Source organism: Methylobacterium sp. J-048, assembly GCF_022829515.1.
GTDB lineage: Bacteria > Pseudomonadota > Alphaproteobacteria > Rhizobiales > Beijerinckiaceae > Methylobacterium.
In genome coordinates this window covers 1-15913 of the sequence record NZ_JAKSYL010000251.1, presented here as the reverse complement: position 1 = coordinate 15913, position 15913 = coordinate 1, and the positions used below count along the sequence as shown (strand labels likewise).

The window sequence follows — 15913 nt, the reverse complement described above, 5'->3', positions numbered from 1 at the left end:
GGTGCCTCACCAAGTCACCGTGTAGGCGAGCTCCACCGAGCGCGGCCGGCCGAGCAGCCAGTTGGTGCCGACCCCGTTCACGGCGTTGCCGCTGATCGCGTAGACCTTGTCGAACAGGTTGTAGACCCGCAGGCTCAGGCGCGAATCCACGGTCACCTGATGGTCGAGCACGAGGTTGACGAGGTTGTAGGCCGGACGCCGGGCCGTGTTGGAGAAGTCGCTGTAGACCTGGCCGACGTTCTGGAGCCCCACGCGCGCCGTCCAGGCGCGGGACAAATCCCAGGTCAGCCAGAGGTTGGCGACCCGCTCGGGCACGTCGATCGGCTGGTTGCCGGCATACGAGATTGTGGTGCCTCCCACGTTCTGGTCGAAGGCATCGTATTGCGCGTGCAGCAGCGCGAGATTGCCGTCGAGCCGCCAGCCCGGGCTGAACTGCCAGCCGAGCGCCAGCTCGAAGCCCTGCGAGGATTGGCTCCCCACCTGGGTCGACAGGGTCGGCTGGCCCGGCACCGCCGAGATCAGGTTGTCCTTGACGATGCGGTAGCCGGCAATGGTCCATTCCAAGGCACCGTCGAAGGCCAGCCCCTTGGCGCCGATCTCAACCTGCGTGCCGGTGGCGAGCTGGAAGCCGGAGAGCGACTGCGACAGAGTGATGAGGCTGTTCACCGGGTCGGTGGCGAAGCTGTATTGCGCGTAGAGCGCGCTGTCCGGCGTGGGGTTGTAGACCAGGCCGAACCGGTAGCCGAGCGCCTGATAGGTCTTCTCGAACTGCGAACCGCTCTGCAAATCCTCGCGATGGAGCGTCGGCACGTCGAGCCGCACGCCCGTGAGGAACGAGAGTTTTTCCGACAGGATCACCCGGTCCTCGGCGAAGACCGAGGCCTGGCTGGTCTGCGTGGCGTAGGCCGGCCGCGCCCGCCCGTCCTGTGGGAAGTAGCCCGGATCATAGCCGGTCAGCGGCACGCTGGTGGTCTGGCCGAAGTAAAAGTTGTTCGTGTGGCGGAAGTCGATGTGGTTCACGTCGAACCCGACCGCGAAGGCGTTCGGCAGGCCGAACAGGCTGCCCTTGACGCTCGCGTCCAGCCGATTCCCGACCTGTTCCTGGCTGTGGTAGATCTCGAGATAATCGCCCCGGTCGACCAGTCCGGTGCCGCGGTTGTAGCTATATTGCTCGACATCGAGCCAGTGGCGCCGGCTGGTGAGCCGGTAGGCGGTGTTGCGGACCGTGATGTCGGCCGAGGGCGTCCACTCGGTCTTGAACTGGGTCCAATTGTCCGCCCAGGTGATCTTTGCATCCCGGACGTTGTAGTTGTTGAACCGGATCAGATCCGGGATTTTTCCGTCGACCAGGGGCGTGCCCCAGTACCGCGCCGGCTCCTGGTAGCCGAGGTCGTGGCTGACCGTGAAGGCGAGATCCGGGCTCGGCTGGAACAGCAGGGCGGCCGAGACCGCGAGATTGCGGAAATCCCCCTCCGGCCGGATCCAGCCGTCGGCGCGGTTGCCGCTGACGTTGAGGCGATACGCGAAGGTCTCGCCGAACTCCTCGCGGCCGAGCGCCCCGCCGGAATCCAGCGCGAGACGCGCGACCCCGTCGGTGCCGATCACCGCGCGGGCGGTGTTGATCGGCACGAAGACCGGCTTCTTCGGCACGACGTTGATCACGCCGCCGATGGCGCCGTCGCCGTACAGGACCGAGGACGGCCCGCGCAGCACCTCGATGCGCTCGACGTTCCAGGTGTCGAACGGGAACGTGACGGTGTTGGCGCCGACATAGAAGCGGGTTCCGTCGTAGAGCTGCTGGATCGAGTTCGGCCCCGCGAAGCCGCGCGACGTGAACGCGCCGTTGCCGTTGCCCGGGGCGGCGATCGTGGTGATGCCGGTGGCGTCCTGGGTCACGGCCTCGGCGATCGTGTCCTGGCCGCGCAGCCGCGCGGTCTCGCCGGACACGATGTCGACGCTCGCGGGCGTCTCCAGCGGCGTGAGACCGAGCCGGCTCGCGGTTCGGTCGGGGGTGCGCAGGTTCAGCCCGATCGGGGCGGCGCGGGTCAGGCTGACGCCGCCCTCGCCCTCGACGGAGAGCTGATCGAGGGCGACCGTCTCCTGGGATGCGGCCGGGCTCGCCGCGAGGGTGAGCAGGAGGCCGTAGAGCGGTGCGCTCCGGCCGCCGGGCGGATTTTTGGGTTGGGACATGGCGCGAGGGGGTCCGTGCGCGGCGGCCGCCGGCCCGGATGTCCTACAAGCAATGTAATAACATTACTATCGCTGCCGCGGGCCGAAACCGGTTCCGTCGGGGCGCAGCGGCCCGGGCGGAGGATCGGGCCGCGCAAGGGCACGGCCGGGATCGGCATGACAAGGAAGGGCATCGGGAACCGGAACGCGGGCGCGCTTGCTGTGGCACGTCACCGCGAACGAGGCCTCGCCGACCGCGCTCGCGCACGGCCGTCTCGACACCCGCCAGGACACCCCGCCCAGCGTGTTTCGCGTGTGACCACGGCTGACGGCAGGTCTCCTGGCTCACGGGTCGCCGCCCTCGCACCGTCTTCCCGGGCCAAGACCCAGTGACGTGGTGGTGAAGGGCTCGCCGCTTACAGTTGCGGGGACAGCCGCGGCCTCGGGGCAGACCCCTCACCGCGTTCCCTTTTGATCCCCGAGGGGAACCGTCAGGTCATAGCTTGGCTGTATGAGGCCGGGGCGTCAAGCATGTGGATATCTGCGGTCGGCGGCGGGCCGCTGGCGCCTGAGGCCGGATGGCGGGTGGGCTGGACGAACGAACCTATGCGCGCCGCTCGACCGGTTTTGATGCAACAGAATAGCTAGTATTTGGCATCTTATCTGCAAAATTCATGCTTATTTTTTGGCTTTTGATCTGCGATTACCGCCTATGAGAGCCATATTTCGTCTAAATGATTCAGATATATATTCCATCTACATTATAGCATACAAATAGAATCGCTATCGTGCCGTGGAACCACCGATGATCTGTCGCGTAAAAGAGTCGCTGCGGCCGATTGAGGTGTCATGCAACACATCGTTCCTCAGGGGCGCAGGATATTTCTCTTTCGAGGGATGTAACGCAGGCCGTCAACGACAAGGAGGACGTGATGAGCATCACCTATCGACTGGACAATCCAGGCCATCCGGGCGGATTCGTGCGCCGCAATATTTTGGAGCCGCGTAACCTGACCGTCATGAGTGCAGCCAGCCTGCTCGGCGTGACACGTCAAACGCTGTCCGACTTCCTCAACGAGAAGACCGCCGTCACGGCCGAACTGGCCCTGCGCATCGAGAAGGTGTTCGGCTGCCGGATGGAAACGCTGATGGACATGCAGACCCGCTTCGACATCGCCAAAGCCCGTAAGCACGAGCGGAAGATCGAGAGCGAACTCGCAGCCGGGTCGAGGTTCCAGGCACCAAACGGAAAGCCCCAGCCGATCGTCAAGCGGGTCTACGCGTTCGGCTGAGGCCGCCTCCGACGTGCCGGTTCTGCGGAGCCGGGCGTTTCGAGTTATTGTCGCTCCCCGGGAGGCGGGATACGACGCCCGAATGACGGTCTGGCGCCCCCCTTCTGAGATCCGTGTGAAGGCTTTGGGCCTGCCCTGGCGTGGGCACAGGCTGCTGGTCGCCGAGGTCCATACCGATGACGGGCGCCTCACAGGCGTTCGGCCGCTCGGGGGCAGCGTCGCATTCGGCGAACGGGCGGACGCGGCGCTCGTACGGGAATTCCAGGAGGAACTCGGTCTCACCGTGCGCGTGCTCGGTGCGCCGTTCGTGATGGAGAATCTGTACGTGCACGAGGGCAGCCCGGGGCATGAGGTGCTGTTCCTGTTCGCGGTCGCCCTGCCGCCCGGTCCGCTCGATACGCAGGAGCACATCGTCTTCCACGAGGATTGCGGCACGCCCTGCGTCGCGCGCTGGTACGATCTGGCGGACCTCGATCGCGACGGCGGCCCTGAACTCTTTCCGAGCGGGCTCAAGGCGAGGCTTCTGGCCAAGAATCGGCCGTAACCTCGAACGTGTGGGAGACGAGGTGAGGCGCGGCGGCGTCCCGTTCCTGTCGCGCACAGGACGCGGGTTCTAAACTCGCCCCGTGGAATCATCCGCGCCGAGCCCGCGTCCGTGTCATCGACCCTCACCGCATCCGCCCTCGATCTGATCGGCGGCACGCCTCTGATCGCCCTCGACTGCGTCCATCCCGGGCCGGGCCGCATCCTGGCGAAAGCCGAGTTCATGCAGCCGGGCGGGAGCGTTAAGGACCGGGCGGCCCGCGCCATCCTGCTCTCTGCGCGGGCGGATGGCCGCCTCGCCCCGCAGGCTCCGGTGGTCGAGATGACCAGCGGCAATATGGGGGCCGGCCTCGCCGTGGCCTGCGCGGCGCTCGGGCACCCGCTGGTCGTCACCCTGTCGGCCGGGAACAGCCCGCAGCGGGCGCGGATGCTGGAGGCCCTCGGGGCCGATGTCGCGGCTGCGGCCGAGGCGGCGCACCGTCTCGCTAGGCAACGCGGCGGCTACTACGTCGATCAGTTCCACGCCCCGGAGGGCGTCCGGAGCCACCGGGATACGACCGGCCCGGAGATCTGGGCGCAATCCGGCGGCCGGGTCGATGCCTGGATCGCGTCCGTGGGGACGGGGGCGACCTTCCTGGGCGTCGCCGCCGCGCTGCGGGGGCGCAACCCGCGTGTCGTCTGCGCGGCGGTGGAGCCCGAAGGCTGCCGCCCGCTGGCCGGCGAGCCGGTCACCAAGCCGCGCCACGTCCTGCAGGGGACGGGCTACGGCACCGTGCCGCCGCATTGGGATCCCGGGCTCATGGATCTCGCCGTCTCGGTGACCGATGACGAGGCGACGCGCTGGCGCCGGCTGCTGGCGACGCGGGAGGGCCTGCATGTCGGCTACTCGGCCGCCGCCAATGTCTGCGCCGCCGCCGCGCTGCTCGCCTCCGGCCGCCTGCCGGCCGACGCGGTGGCCGTCACGGTGCTGTGCGACACCGGTCTCAAGTACTGAGGGTTGTGGGCTCGGGCGCTCCGCCTTTGCCGCTGCGCCCCCGCGATGCTAGAGCCGGGCGACCCCATCGGTCCGGGTCCTCTGCGACGCCGCGGCCGATGCGCCCGGACGTTCCGTCCGAAGCGGTGACGGGTGCTGGCGGAATCATGACGACACGACCACCCCCACGCGGCGGCCCGAACGGGCGCAGGCCCGGAGCCGGCAAGTCCTCTTCCGGCAAGTTCTCGCCGGGCAAGTTCCAGTCCGATGGGCGCGCCCGTACCGGCCCGCGCACCAGCGCCCGCGACGCCGCCGAGCGCGCGGCCCGCAACCGTGGCGACGATGCCGGCACCCGCGATCCCTGGACCGCGCAGGGCACGCCCCACGCCGTCGCGGCGGCTGCCGCAGCCGCCGCGAAGCCGAAGCCACGGCCTGCCCCGGTCGAGCGCGACGAGGCCGCGCCGCCGCGCAAGGCGCCGTCTCGGCCAAGCGCGAGGCCGGCCGCGAAGGCGCAGGCCAGACCCGTCGAGCCGCGTCCGGACGCTTCGGCACCGCCGGTCGGTCCGACCCGCCGCGAGCAGCGTGCCGCCGCCTCCGCGACCCTCGCGTCCGGGGTACAGACCCTGACGGTCGAGGCGGACGAGGCGGGCATGCGCATCGACCGGTTCCTCACCGCGCGCTTCCCGCTGCTGCCCTTCACCCGGGTGCAGAGCATCGTGCGCAAGGGCGAACTTCGGGTCGACGGCAAGCGCGCCAAGCCCAACGACCGGTTGGAGCCGGGCATGAGCGTGCGCGTGCCGCCGCTGCGCCTCGACCAGCCGACCGAGCGTCCGCGCAGCGCCGCTCGGGAACAGGACGATGCCGAGTTCATCCGCTCGCTGATCCTCTACGAGGATGCGGACATGATGGTGCTGAACAAGCCGTTCGGCCTCGCGGTCCAGGGCGGGTCGGGCACCGTCCGCCACGTCGACGGGTTGCTCGCCGCGCTGACCGGGCCGGACGGGCAGAAGCCGCGCCTTGTCCACCGTCTGGACAAGGATACGGCGGGCTGCCTGATCATCGCCAAGACGAGGCTGGCGGCCGCGACGCTGGCGAAAAGCTTCCGCTCGCGGGCGGCGCGAAAAATCTATTGGGCGCTCACGGCGGGCGTGCCGCGGGTGCGGCAAGGCCGGATCTCGACCTACCTGGCCAAGGACGAGCCGACCGATGCCGACGCGCGGATGCGCGTCGCCAAGCACGGCGACGAGGGCGCGAGCCACGCGCTGACCTATTACGCGATGGTCGATCAGGCCGCCCAGAAACTGTCCTGGCTGTCGTTCAAGCCGGTGACCGGGCGGACCCACCAGCTGCGCGCCCACGCGGCCCATATCGATCACCCGATCGTCGGCGATCCAAAGTACTTTTCCGTGGAGAACTGGGAGCTGCCCGGCGGCATCCAGAACCGGCTGCACCTGCTCGCCCGCCGGATCGTGATCCCGCACCCGCGCACCGGCCGGCCCGTGGACGTCAGCGCGCCGCTGCCGCCGCACATGGCCCAGAGCTGGAACCTCCTGGGCTTCGACGCCTCCCGCTACGACCCGATCGTCGAGGCGCCGGAGAGCTGAGCCCGCAGAAACGGCACGATGGCGCCCGCCAGGACGTCGGGGGCTTCCATGGGCAGCATGTGGCCGGATCCGTCGATCACGGTCAGGGCGGCGCCGGGAATGCCGGCCTGCAACTCGCGGGCTTCGTCGAGGCTGCGCAGGCCGTCCTGGGCGGCGGCCACCACCAGGGTCGGGCAGGCGATGGCGCCGAGTCGGTCTAGGTCGCTCGCGCGCCCCTGCCCCGCCTGACGCAGGAACACGTCGCCGCCGAGGCGGTCGCCCATCTGCCGGATGCGGGCGATCAGGGCCTCGTCGCCGGTCCGGTCCGGATGGACCGAGCCGAGGATCGCGGCCCGGCTGAGACCCGAGAATCCCTGGCGGCGGACATTCTCGACCGCCGCCGCCTTTCGGCGTGCCTGGGCCGGGGTGTCCGCCCGCGCCGAGGTGGCGATCAGCACCAGCGCCCGGACCCGCTCCGGTGCCAGACGGGCCATAGCGCGCGCCACGTAGCCGCCCATCGAAAACCCGACCAGGGCAAATCGCTCCGGCGCTTCGGCGGCGACCCGGCTTGCCATCGCGTCGATGGTGGCGTCCTGGCTGAGGTCCCCGTGCCGGATCGGGCCGAGCGGCGCGAGACGCGGCAGAATGTCGGCCCAGAGGTCGGGATCCGTCATGAAGCCGGGGAGCAGGATGAGGGTCATGGCGGGGTAACGGGGGTCATGTCTCGGCAGCCTGGCGCATCATCGTGTCCCGAAAGCCGGCGGGCCCTTCCGCGATGAGGCTCTCACATCCGCGGTGAAACATTGCCCGCATCCCGAAGGTCTCGCGTCCGGCACGGCTTGGCAATCGGCCGACTCGCCTCATATGCTGATCCGTGACCCGCCGTTCCGCCGCGGGGCCGATTTCCCGCGGTTCGAGACCCTGACGCATGAAGCTTGCGACGCTGGCCTGCCTCGCTGCCCTCTGCCTCGTCGGGCCGGGCGCCTATGCTGCTGCGCCGGGCGAGACGGCCAAGCCGGCCGTGCCGGCGAACCCGGCCCCGCCGACTGGTGCGCCCAGGCCGGTGCAGCCCGCTGCCGAGGCGTCGCCGCCGGCTGCAGCGCCGTCGTCGGCACCTGCCACCGCCCAGCCCCAGGCTGCCCAGTCTCAGGCCGCCCCGCGCCCGGCCTCGAGCGGCCGGGCCGAGCGGCGGCGGCGATCCTACGCGGCCTGCAACCGCGCGTCGCACCAGCGCGGCCTGCGCGGCGGCAGGCGGCGGCGGTTCCTGATCCGTTGCCGGCTCGGCTACGAGCGCACGCACGGCCAGTCGGCGCAGCCGGGTGCCGCCCAGCCGGTGCAGCCGGGCCGCAAGCCGTGACCGGCCGCGCCGCGGCGGGCGCGCGATGAAGCTCATCGTCTTCGACGTCGATGGAACGCTGGTCGACAGCCAGCACCTGATCGTCGCCGCGCAGGGGCTCGCCTTCGCGGAGAATGGCCTGCCGGCGCCGGGCCGGCGCGAGGCGCTCTCGGTGGTCGGGCTGTCGCTGCCGCAGGCGTTCCGCCGCCTCGTCGGCGAGGACGGGCCGATCGCCGAACTCTCCGAGAGCTACAAGCAGGCCTATAACCGCCTGCGCGTTGATCCCGCCTACGAGGAGCCGCTGTTCCCCGGCATGGCCGACCTGCTGGCGCGGCTGCATGCCCGCGAGGACGTGCTGATCGGCCTCGCCACCGGCAAGTCGCGACGCGGCGTCGAGCGGCTGATCGAGCATCACGGCTGGGCCGACTGGTTCGCCACCACCCAGAGCGCGGACGACGCGCCGTCGAAGCCCGATCCGACCATGCTGCGCCAGGCGATGGCGGAGGCCGGCTGCGGCCCCGAGGCCACCATCATGGTCGGCGATACGACCTTCGACATCGGCATGGGCGTATCGGCCGGGGCCGTCGCCGTGGGCGTCGGCTGGGGCTATCACCCGGCCGGCGCGCTCTACGGGGCGGGAGCGGTCACGGTGGTGTCGAGCGCGGGCGCGCTGGAGGGGCTGTTTTCCGGGGGTGAGCCTCCGAGGCCGCCCGCTTCGCCGTCATCGCGAGCGTAGCGAAGCGACCCAGGGAATCGCATCGCTCGGAGAACGCCCGCCGCCCTGGGTTGCTTCGCTCCGCTCGCAATGACGGCGCGATGTCCAGCGAGGCTCGCCGACGCAGCCGAAAGCTCCTATCTGGCATTCATGAGCGATGTGACGAACGAGTGGCTCGGCGAACCGGGCGACGCGGAGCGGCCCGATCCGGTCCGGGCGGCGCGGGGCCATGCCAAGGCCGCCCTGCCCCGGCGGTTCTACAAGGAGGCCGGCTTCTCCGAGGGCCCGGACGGGTTCCGCCTGACCCTGGACGGCCGTCCGGCCAACACGCCTGCCCGCAAGCCGCTGAGCCTGCCGACCCGGGCTCTGGCCGAAAAGATCGCGGCCGAATGGGCCGCCCAGGACGATGTGATCGACCCGGCCCGGATGCCGCTGACCCGGCTGGCGAATACCAGCATCGACGGCGTCGCGCCCCGGCACGCGGCGGTGGTCGAGGACCTCTGCGCCTATGCGGGTACCGACCTCGTCGCCTATCGGGCCGGGGATCCGGAGCGGCTGGTCTCGGCTCAGGCCGCCGCCTGGGACCCTGTGCTCGACTGGGCCCGGGAGACCTTCGGCGCCCGGGTGATCCTCAGCGAGGGCGTGATGCATGTGGAGCAACCGCCGGATACCGTCCGGGTGCTATCCGAGGCGGTGGCCGCGGTGGAGAGCCCGTTCCGGCTCGCCGGCCTGCATACGCTGACCACGCTGACCGGCTCGTTGCTGATCGCGCTCGCGGTCCTGCGCGGCCGCCTCACGCCGGCCGAGGCCTGGGATACGGCCCATGTCGACGAGACCTACCAAGCCGCAATCTGGGGCCGCGATTCGGAGGCCGAGGCGCGGCTGGCGATCCGACGGGTGGAATTCGAGGCCGCGGCCGAGCTGATCGCCAGCGTCTAAGGGGGTCTGGGTGGATTGCGCAGATGCGCTTGCGCAACATGCCCGGACTCGCTGCCGCCAGGCCGCGGAACTGGCTGACATGCTGCGAGGATTGACTTAGGGTCCGAAGAATTCAGTCATCGGATCACCAATGCGCGCCGATCCTTGTCATTGCAATCGTTTCGAAGATGAATTGGCCGCGCTCCTCACCACCAGGCACGCGTCCGACGATGGGGAAGCCCGGGAGGCGCTGTTCGCGGCCCTGTCGCGGCTGGAACGGCAGGCGCTGATCGCCGGCGCCGCGGATCCGACCCTGTACAAGATTGCCGAGGCGCGGTTCCTGGTGGGCATCCTGCGCGACGCGATGCGCCCATTGCGGATCGCGCCGCTGCGGAGCCTGCTGCGTCTGGCGGCGGAGACACGCTGTGTCGTAGAGGGCGAGCCGGCCTGAGTCGCGGCCCGACCTGTCACCGCCGTCATTGCGAGCGTAGCGAAGCAACCTAGGGAACCGCCACGGTTGGAGATCGCGCGCTTCACTGGGTTGCTTCGCTGCGCTCGCAATGACGCTCGCTCTGGCTCACCCCGCCGGTTGGGCCAGCGCGTCCCGAACCTTCCCTTCCAGCGAGGCGGGCTTCGCCGACGGCGCGAACCGGGCGATCACCTCGCCGTTCCGGCCGACCAAAAACTTCGTAAAATTCCACTTGATCGCCTTGGAGCCGAACAGCCCTGAGCGGGCCTGCTTCAGGTGGTCGAACAGGGGCTCGGCTTCCGGGCCGTTCACCGCGATCTTGCCGAGCACGGGAAAGCTGACATCGTAGGTCAGGGAGCAGAAGCTCGCGATCTCGGCGGCATCGCCCGGCTCCTGCGCGCCGAACTGGTTGCAGGGAAAGCCCAGCACCGTCAGGCCCTCGGCGCGATGCGCCCGCCACAGCGTCTCCAGCCCGGCATATTGCGGGGTGAAGCCGCAGCGCGAGGCGGTGTTGACGATGAGCAGCACCTCGCCGCGATGCTGGGCCAGCGCGTAGGGGCTCCCGTCCGCCGCGGGAACCGTGAAATCGTGGATCGTCGTCATGCCCGATCAGTCGGGCAAACCGGCGGGGGCCGCAAGGCCCTTACGCGGCCGAGACCTTCTGCACGTCGAAGCTCGGGCCCTCGGGGGTCATCCGGTCGTGCGAGACGATCCGCTCGTCCGGCCCGACCACCCCGAGGCTGACGTCGCGGTCGGGCAGGACCACCGTGGTGGTCTTGTTGACGTGGACCAGCACGTGACGGCGCAGGGGTACCGAGGCCGCAGCCCAGCGCTTGAGCTGGCCGTAATAGGGCTCCCGCCGCCAGGCATTCGCCTGGCCGGGATCGACCTGCACGTTCATGTTGCGCGACAGCGGATCGAGGGTGAGCACCATCTTGGCGCGGTCGGGCTTCCATTCCGGCCCGAGCCAGCTCTCGGTCATCCAGAGGCAGTGGAACGCCCGGCAATGGTCGGGGCGCGTCGCGTGGATCGCGCAGCCCTGGCCGGCCTTGGTGTGGCGGCACCACTGGCCCGCGACGCTTTCCACCGCCGGCACGTCGTAGACCTTGCAGCACAGGGTGCAGGCGCCGCAGGCGCGCCCGGGGGCCGGCTGCGCCACGAAGGCTTCGGGATTCAGCATGGATCGTGCGTCGCGCGGGTCAAACACGGGGGCATGCGTCCGGCAACGGCCGGGCGCGGGGCCGCCGGGCTACCTGCACGCGCATCGGGTCGGTAGTGTGGCGGCTTCCCTGGGATGAGGACGGTGCGAACGATGCTCTCGAATCTCGCGACCCGCGACGTCGAAACCCTGCTCCACCCCTACACCAACCTCTCGACCCACCGGCACACCGGCCCGCTGGTGCTGGAGCGCGGCGACGGCGTCCACGTCTACGACACGGAGGGCCGAGCCTACATCGAAGGCATGTCCGGCCTGTGGTGCACGGCGCTCGGCTACTCGAACGCGGAGCTGGTCGAGGCCGCCCGGGTCCAGATGGGCCGGCTGCCGTTCACCCACCTGTTCTCCGGCCGCAGCCACGATCCCGGGATCGAGCTGGCCGAGACGCTCAAGGAGCTGATGCCGGTCCCGACCTCGAAGATCTTCTTCACGTCGTCCGGTTCGGAAGCCAACGACACCCAGGTCAAGCTGACCTGGTACTACAACAACGCGCTCGGCCGACCTCAGAAGAAAAAGATCATCGCGCGGCAGAAGGGCTATCACGGCGTCACGGTGGCCAGCGCCTCGATGACCGGCCTGACCGCGAATCATGCCGACTGGGACCTGCCGCTGCCGGGTTTCCTACATGTCGCCTGCCCGCATTTCTATCGGGGCGCCGAGCCGGGCGAGACCGAGGAGGCCTATTCGGCGCGCCTCGCCGCCGAGCTCGAAGAGACGATCCTGCGCGAGGGCCCCGACACGGTGGCCGCCTTCATCGCCGAGCCGGTGATGGGCGCCGGCGGGGCGATCGTGCCGCCGCGCGGCTATTTTCCCGCGATCCAGGCGGTGCTGGCGAAGTACGACGTGCGGATGATCGCCGACGAGGTGATCTGCGGCTTCGGCCGGCTCGGCACCTGGTTCGGCAGCGAGGCGCTGGGAATCAAGGCGGACTCGATCTCCTTCGCCAAGGCCCTGACCTCAGCCTACATGCCGCTCGGCGGCGTCAGCATCGACGAGCCGCTCTACCAGGCGATGATCGGGCAGAGCGAGAAGCTCGGCACGTTCGGCCACGGCACCACCTATTCCGGCCATCCGGTGGCGGCCGCGGTGGCGCTGAAGGCGATCGAGATCTACCGGCGCGACCGGGTGATCGAGGGCGCGGCCGAGAAGGCGCCGCACTTCCAGCGCCGGCTCTCCGCATTGGCCGAGCACGACATCGTCGGCGAGGCCGCGGGTATCGGCCTGATCGGCGGCCTGGAGATCGTCGCCGACAAGGGGAGCAAGCGCCAGTACGACCCGAAGGCCGGCGTGGCCGCCCGCTGCGTCGCCTTCGCGCAAGGCGAGGGGCTGATCGTGCGGTCGCTGGCCGGCGACCGCGTCGCCGTCTGCCCGCCGCTGATCATCAGCCCCGACGAGATCGACGCGCTGTTCGACCGCCTCGGCCGGGCGCTCGACCGCACCCGAGACTGGATCCGCGCCGAGGGGCTGGAGGCGATGCCGGGCTGAGGAGAGCGACGCGGCTCACTCAGCGACGACATCATATTCGGACACGAGCCGCTGTTCCGAGTCGTGACGTGCCCCTCTCCCGTGCGGGAGAGGGTTGGGGTGAGGGGTGCGACCTCTCCGGAAAGACCTGATCCCTCACCCTGTCCCTCTCCCGCACGGGAGAGGGGACCCGCGCGTCAAGCGCCCACGGCATGACCGTGGCGACGATCGAAACCTGGTTCGACCGTTGGCACCTCACACCGGGTCGCGCTGCGCCTCCGCCTGCGCGGTGGTCTGGAGGGCGGTCGTGGTCAGCGGCGTGATCCGCAAGGTCGTGATCCGGTTCTTGGCCTTCCGGATCACCTGGAAGCGGAAGCCGTGGAAGTTGAAGGCCGTGCCCTGGTCGGGGATGGTCCGGGCCTCGTGGATGACCAGGCCCGCGATGGTGGTGGCCTCGTCGTCGGGCAGGTCCCAGTCCATGGCGCGGTTGAGGTCGCGGATCGGGACGCCGCCGTCGACATTGACCGAGCCGTCGCCCTGCGGGCGCACGCCCGAGACCGTCACGTCGTGCTCGTCGGCGATCTCGCCGACGATCTCCTCCAGGATATCCTCCAGGGTCACGAGGCCCATCACCTCGCCGTACTCGTCGACCACCAGGGCGAAGTGGGTCTTCTTGGTGAGGAACGCCTTGAGCTGGGCGCGCAGCGAGGTCGTGCCCGGCACGAACCAGGTCTCAAGCGCCAGGGCCTCGACCTTCAGCCCCGAGGCATCGCCGCCCGCGGCGTCGAGGGCGCGGAGCAGGTCCTTGGCGTGGAGCACGCCGACGATGTTCTCAGGGGTCCCGCGCCACAGGGGCATCCGGGTGTAGGGCGAGGCCAGCACCGCCCGGACGATGTCCTCGGAGGGCTGGTCGGCGTCGATCGCCCGCATCTTGGTGCGGTGGACCATCACGTCCGAGACCGACAGGTTCGACAGGTCGAGCAGGCCCCCGAGCATGTCGCGCTCGGCCTTGGCGACGCCGCCCTCCCGGTGCATCAGCGCCACCTGTCCGCGCAGCTCCTCGGAGGCGGTGAGGATCGACTGGTGCTCGCCGATGGTGATGCCGAACGGCTTCAGCATCAGCCGCACCAGGTGCTCGATGGAGATCGCCGCCGGGCCCATGATGGCGACCGCGAAGGCCACCGGCCGGGCCATCAGCAGAGCCGCCTTGTCGGGCTTGGAGATGGCCAGCGTCTTCGGCAGCACCTCGGCGAAGACGATCACCAGCATCGACATGCCGACGGTGGCGTAGATCACGCCGTTCTTGCCGAACAGCGCGGTGAGCACGCTGGTCGTGAAGGCCGAGGCGCCGATCGCCACGATGTTGTAGCCGATCAGCATCGCGCCGATGAAGCGCTCGCGGATCGCCAGGATCCGGTTGACGATCGCCGCGCGCGGGTCGCCCGCCTGTTCGAGGGCGTGCATCCGTGCCCGGGAGGCGGCGGTGAAGGCCGTCTCGGCCCCCGCGAAGAAGGCGGAGAGCAGCAGCGAGATCACCACGATGCTCGCGGCGAACCACAGGTCGATATGGGTGTCCATCGGTTCCAAGAGGCACGACTCGGGCGGCGGGAAGGCCGCCCATATAGCGTCTCGCGCGGGTTATTGCGCGCCGATCCGACGCACCGTCCACGTCGCCCAGTAGACCGGCCTGCCGTAGAGGCTCGAGGCGTCGCGCCCGGAAGCCGTGGGCGCGAGCCGGTCGAGCCAGGTCAGGAACCCGGCCTTGCCCGGATAGATCGCCGGGGTGTCGAGGTTGCCCTGCGCATCGGTCATCCAGAAATGCGCGCTCTGGTCGAAGCGGCCGCTGCCGTCGCCCCCCGAGCGCAGCCCGAGATAGGCCGGCGAGCGGCCGGCCTCCACCGGGTCGGCGTAGAGGGTCAGCGCGCCGATCCCGTCGAGGTTCAGGTCGGGGGTGTATTGCAGGCAGATATCGGCCACCGGGCCGCCCGGCGCGTTGGCCGGCCGCTGACAGGTGTAGGAGACCGCCCAGCGCGGCAGGCCTTTGGCCCGCGCCACCCGCACCACGCTCCCGGCCGGCAGCGGCCCGGCGAGCTTTTTGGCCGCCGACCAGACTTTTGCGGCCGACAGGTCCCTGGCGGTGCGCAGGTACAGCGCGGTGCGGCGCTTCTCCGGGGCGAGGCCGCAATCCTCGGGCAGCACGTCGGTGTAGACGTAGTGGTAGGTCCGGTCGACGATGCTGATCGAGCCGGCCAGCCCGTGGGTCTCGAAGGCCGGCGCCGGGCAGGCCGAGGCGATCGGCTTGCCGGCCTCGTCCACCACCGGGGCGGGATTGGGCGGCGCGCCGCGCCCGCCGGGGGTGAACGGCGTCCAGGCGAGGCCGTAGCCGTCCGGGCTGCGGGTGCGGATCTCGAAGGTCTGGAAGTCGAGGGTGCGGGCCGCGATCTGCACCCGGCGCCTGATGTCGGCCGGCTGCGCTGCCGGCTCGTCCCGCTCGGCCCGGCCGCGCCCGCGCCGTCGGCCGGTTGGTTCCTCGTCCTGGTCGTTGCTCCCGCCCACCCGCTCCTGCCCGAGCAGGAAGACGTAGCTGTAGGCCTCCCCGGCCCAGTCCCGGCCAGATACCGCGATCGGGTCGCGGGGGCCGATGCCCTCGGCTGCCGGCTCGGACGCGCCGCGCTTGGCCGCGCGCTCCTCCGGAAGATCGACCCAGAACCGGTCGGCCGAGGGCGGCAGCGTCGTGGCCAGCGCCTCCGGGCTGCGGCCGGTGCGGAGCGACCCACCGTCGCGGCTGTCGGTGGCGCGCCGCTCCGGGCATGGCTCGTCCCGGCGGCGCGACGCCACCGGGCTCTGGCCCTGGAAGATCATCTGCAGCGGGCCGGGCGCCTCGGCCCGCGGGAGGCGCAGGATCTGGACACCGCGCACGAACGCGCAGGGCGCCGGCGCGATCAGAACGCCCTCGGCCTCGGCCCCGTCGCGGCAGATCTCCAGGCCGCCGCCGCCGGTGACGTAGCAACTCGGCGCGCTGGCCTCGCTGCCGGCGGCCCGGGCCTCGACCGCGGACGGAGCGGCGGCGAAAGCCGCGACGGCGCCGACCACCGGGAGCGCCCAGGCCCGGATCGATCGGCGAGAGGATGTGGCGACACTTGAAGAAAGGCCATCAAAACTATCGACGGGAACCGTCCAGGCAGCATTTACAGATGTCACGTCTATCGCCGCTGTCGATCCGGTTGTTCGGAGG

Annotated in this window: 15 protein-coding genes and 1 riboswitch; of the genes, 9 read left to right on the top strand and 6 right to left on the bottom strand. The window is 70.2% G+C overall.

Annotation, left to right across the window (positions count from 1 at the left end; all coding sequences use genetic code 11):
- Positions 1 to 6: 6 nt before the first annotated feature.
- Positions 7 to 2190, bottom strand: a complete 2184-nt coding sequence (locus tag MKL09_RS25395; RefSeq protein ID WP_244024792.1) for a TonB-dependent receptor — start codon at positions 2188 to 2190, stop codon at positions 7 to 9.
- A 291-nt stretch (positions 2191 to 2481) separates the two neighbouring features.
- Positions 2482 to 2677, bottom strand: a riboswitch (cobalamin riboswitch).
- A 424-nt stretch (positions 2678 to 3101) separates the two neighbouring features.
- Here MKL09_RS25395 and MKL09_RS25390 point away from each other — a divergent pair.
- The 4 genes from MKL09_RS25390 (at position 3102) to MKL09_RS25375 (ending at position 6581) form a co-directional block, all read left to right on the top strand.
- Positions 3102 to 3461 (top strand): HigA family addiction module antitoxin, encoded by a 360-nt coding sequence (locus MKL09_RS25390; RefSeq protein ID WP_244024791.1) that lies wholly within the window; start codon positions 3102 to 3104, stop codon positions 3459 to 3461.
- Positions 3462 to 3543: 82 nt separating this feature from the next.
- Entirely contained in the window at positions 3544 to 4005 is a 462-nt protein-coding gene (locus MKL09_RS25385; protein ID WP_244024790.1) for an NUDIX hydrolase, read from the top strand.
- 111 nt (positions 4006 to 4116) lie between these two features.
- Positions 4117 to 4998 (top strand): PLP-dependent cysteine synthase family protein, encoded by an 882-nt coding sequence (locus MKL09_RS25380; RefSeq protein WP_244024789.1) that lies wholly within the window; start codon positions 4117 to 4119, stop codon positions 4996 to 4998.
- A gap of 146 nt (positions 4999 to 5144) precedes the next feature.
- Positions 5145 to 6581, top strand: a complete 1437-nt coding sequence (locus tag MKL09_RS25375; RefSeq protein WP_244024788.1) for an RluA family pseudouridine synthase — start codon at positions 5145 to 5147, stop codon at positions 6579 to 6581.
- On the opposite strand, the gene MKL09_RS25370 is transcribed toward MKL09_RS25375, so the two are convergent.
- On the bottom strand, positions 6548 to 7261 hold the full coding sequence (locus MKL09_RS25370) for an alpha/beta fold hydrolase (RefSeq protein WP_244024787.1): 714 nt from the start codon (positions 7259 to 7261) through the stop codon (positions 6548 to 6550). The two genes, MKL09_RS25375 and MKL09_RS25370, sit on opposite strands and share 34 nt — an antisense overlap.
- A 227-nt stretch (positions 7262 to 7488) precedes the next feature.
- Between MKL09_RS25370 and MKL09_RS25365 the strand changes: the two genes are divergently transcribed.
- From MKL09_RS25365 to MKL09_RS25350, 4 genes are all read left to right on the top strand, one after another.
- Complete coding sequence (locus MKL09_RS25365) at positions 7489 to 7917, top strand: hypothetical protein (RefSeq protein WP_244024786.1); 429 nt, start codon at positions 7489 to 7491, stop codon at positions 7915 to 7917.
- A 25-nt stretch (positions 7918 to 7942) separates the two neighbouring features.
- Positions 7943 to 8632 (top strand): HAD-IA family hydrolase, encoded by a 690-nt coding sequence (locus MKL09_RS25360; protein WP_244024785.1) that lies wholly within the window; start codon positions 7943 to 7945, stop codon positions 8630 to 8632.
- 129 nt (positions 8633 to 8761) lie between these two features.
- A complete protein-coding gene (locus tag MKL09_RS25355) occupies positions 8762 to 9550 on the top strand; it encodes an ATP12 family chaperone protein (protein WP_244024784.1) in 789 nt (262 codons plus the stop codon).
- Positions 9551 to 9680: 130 nt separating this feature from the next.
- Positions 9681 to 9980, top strand: coding sequence for a hypothetical protein (locus MKL09_RS25350; protein ID WP_244024783.1), 300 nt, complete (start codon positions 9681 to 9683; stop codon positions 9978 to 9980).
- A gap of 126 nt (positions 9981 to 10106) precedes the next feature.
- Here the strand turns inward: MKL09_RS25350 and MKL09_RS25345 are convergent, their stop codons facing one another.
- Entirely contained in the window at positions 10107 to 10601 is a 495-nt protein-coding gene (locus tag MKL09_RS25345; protein WP_244024782.1) for a glutathione peroxidase, read from the bottom strand.
- 40 nt (positions 10602 to 10641) lie between these two features.
- On the bottom strand, positions 10642 to 11178 hold the full coding sequence (locus tag MKL09_RS25340) for a hypothetical protein (RefSeq protein WP_244024781.1): 537 nt from the start codon (positions 11176 to 11178) through the stop codon (positions 10642 to 10644).
- Positions 11179 to 11310: 132 nt separating this feature from the next.
- On the opposite strand from MKL09_RS25340, the gene MKL09_RS25335 reads away from it, so the two are divergent.
- Positions 11311 to 12699: an aminotransferase gene (locus tag MKL09_RS25335; protein ID WP_244024780.1), complete on the top strand. Its 1389-nt coding sequence runs from the start codon at positions 11311 to 11313 to the stop codon at positions 12697 to 12699.
- A gap of 234 nt (positions 12700 to 12933) precedes the next feature.
- On the opposite strand, the gene MKL09_RS25330 is transcribed toward MKL09_RS25335, so the two are convergent.
- A complete protein-coding gene (locus MKL09_RS25330) occupies positions 12934 to 14256 on the bottom strand; it encodes an HlyC/CorC family transporter (protein WP_244024779.1) in 1323 nt (440 codons plus the stop codon).
- Positions 14257 to 14316: 60 nt separating this feature from the next.
- Positions 14317 to 15771 carry a hypothetical protein gene (locus MKL09_RS25325; RefSeq protein ID WP_244024778.1) on the bottom strand — a complete coding sequence of 485 codons (1455 nt, stop codon included), beginning with the start codon at positions 15769 to 15771 and terminating at the stop codon, positions 14317 to 14319.
- Positions 15772 to 15913 lie beyond the last annotated feature (142 nt).

Excerpts from the sequence above, each read along its gene's own strand:
- MKL09_RS25395 (WP_244024792.1), bottom strand. The coding sequence starts at position 2,190 with ATGTCCCAACCCAAAAATCCGCCCGGCGGCCGGAGCGCACCGCTCTAC.
- MKL09_RS25390 (WP_244024791.1), top strand. The coding sequence starts at position 3,102 with ATGAGCATCACCTATCGACTGGACAATCCAGGCCATCCGGGCGGATTC.
- MKL09_RS25385 (WP_244024790.1), top strand. The coding sequence starts at position 3,544 with ATGACGGTCTGGCGCCCCCCTTCTGAGATCCGTGTGAAGGCTTTGGGC.
- MKL09_RS25375 (WP_244024788.1), top strand. The coding sequence starts at position 5,145 with ATGACGACACGACCACCCCCACGCGGCGGCCCGAACGGGCGCAGGCCC.
- MKL09_RS25370 (WP_244024787.1), bottom strand. The coding sequence starts at position 7,261 with ATGACCCTCATCCTGCTCCCCGGCTTCATGACGGATCCCGACCTCTGG.
- MKL09_RS25365 (WP_244024786.1), top strand. The coding sequence starts at position 7,489 with ATGAAGCTTGCGACGCTGGCCTGCCTCGCTGCCCTCTGCCTCGTCGGG.
- MKL09_RS25360 (WP_244024785.1), top strand. The coding sequence starts at position 7,943 with ATGAAGCTCATCGTCTTCGACGTCGATGGAACGCTGGTCGACAGCCAG.
- MKL09_RS25355 (WP_244024784.1), top strand. The coding sequence starts at position 8,762 with ATGAGCGATGTGACGAACGAGTGGCTCGGCGAACCGGGCGACGCGGAG.
- MKL09_RS25350 (WP_244024783.1), top strand. The coding sequence starts at position 9,681 with ATGCGCGCCGATCCTTGTCATTGCAATCGTTTCGAAGATGAATTGGCC.
- MKL09_RS25345 (WP_244024782.1), bottom strand. The coding sequence starts at position 10,601 with ATGACGACGATCCACGATTTCACGGTTCCCGCGGCGGACGGGAGCCCC.
- MKL09_RS25340 (WP_244024781.1), bottom strand. The coding sequence starts at position 11,178 with ATGCTGAATCCCGAAGCCTTCGTGGCGCAGCCGGCCCCCGGGCGCGCC.
- MKL09_RS25335 (WP_244024780.1), top strand. The coding sequence starts at position 11,311 with ATGCTCTCGAATCTCGCGACCCGCGACGTCGAAACCCTGCTCCACCCC.
- MKL09_RS25330 (WP_244024779.1), bottom strand. The coding sequence starts at position 14,256 with ATGGACACCCATATCGACCTGTGGTTCGCCGCGAGCATCGTGGTGATC.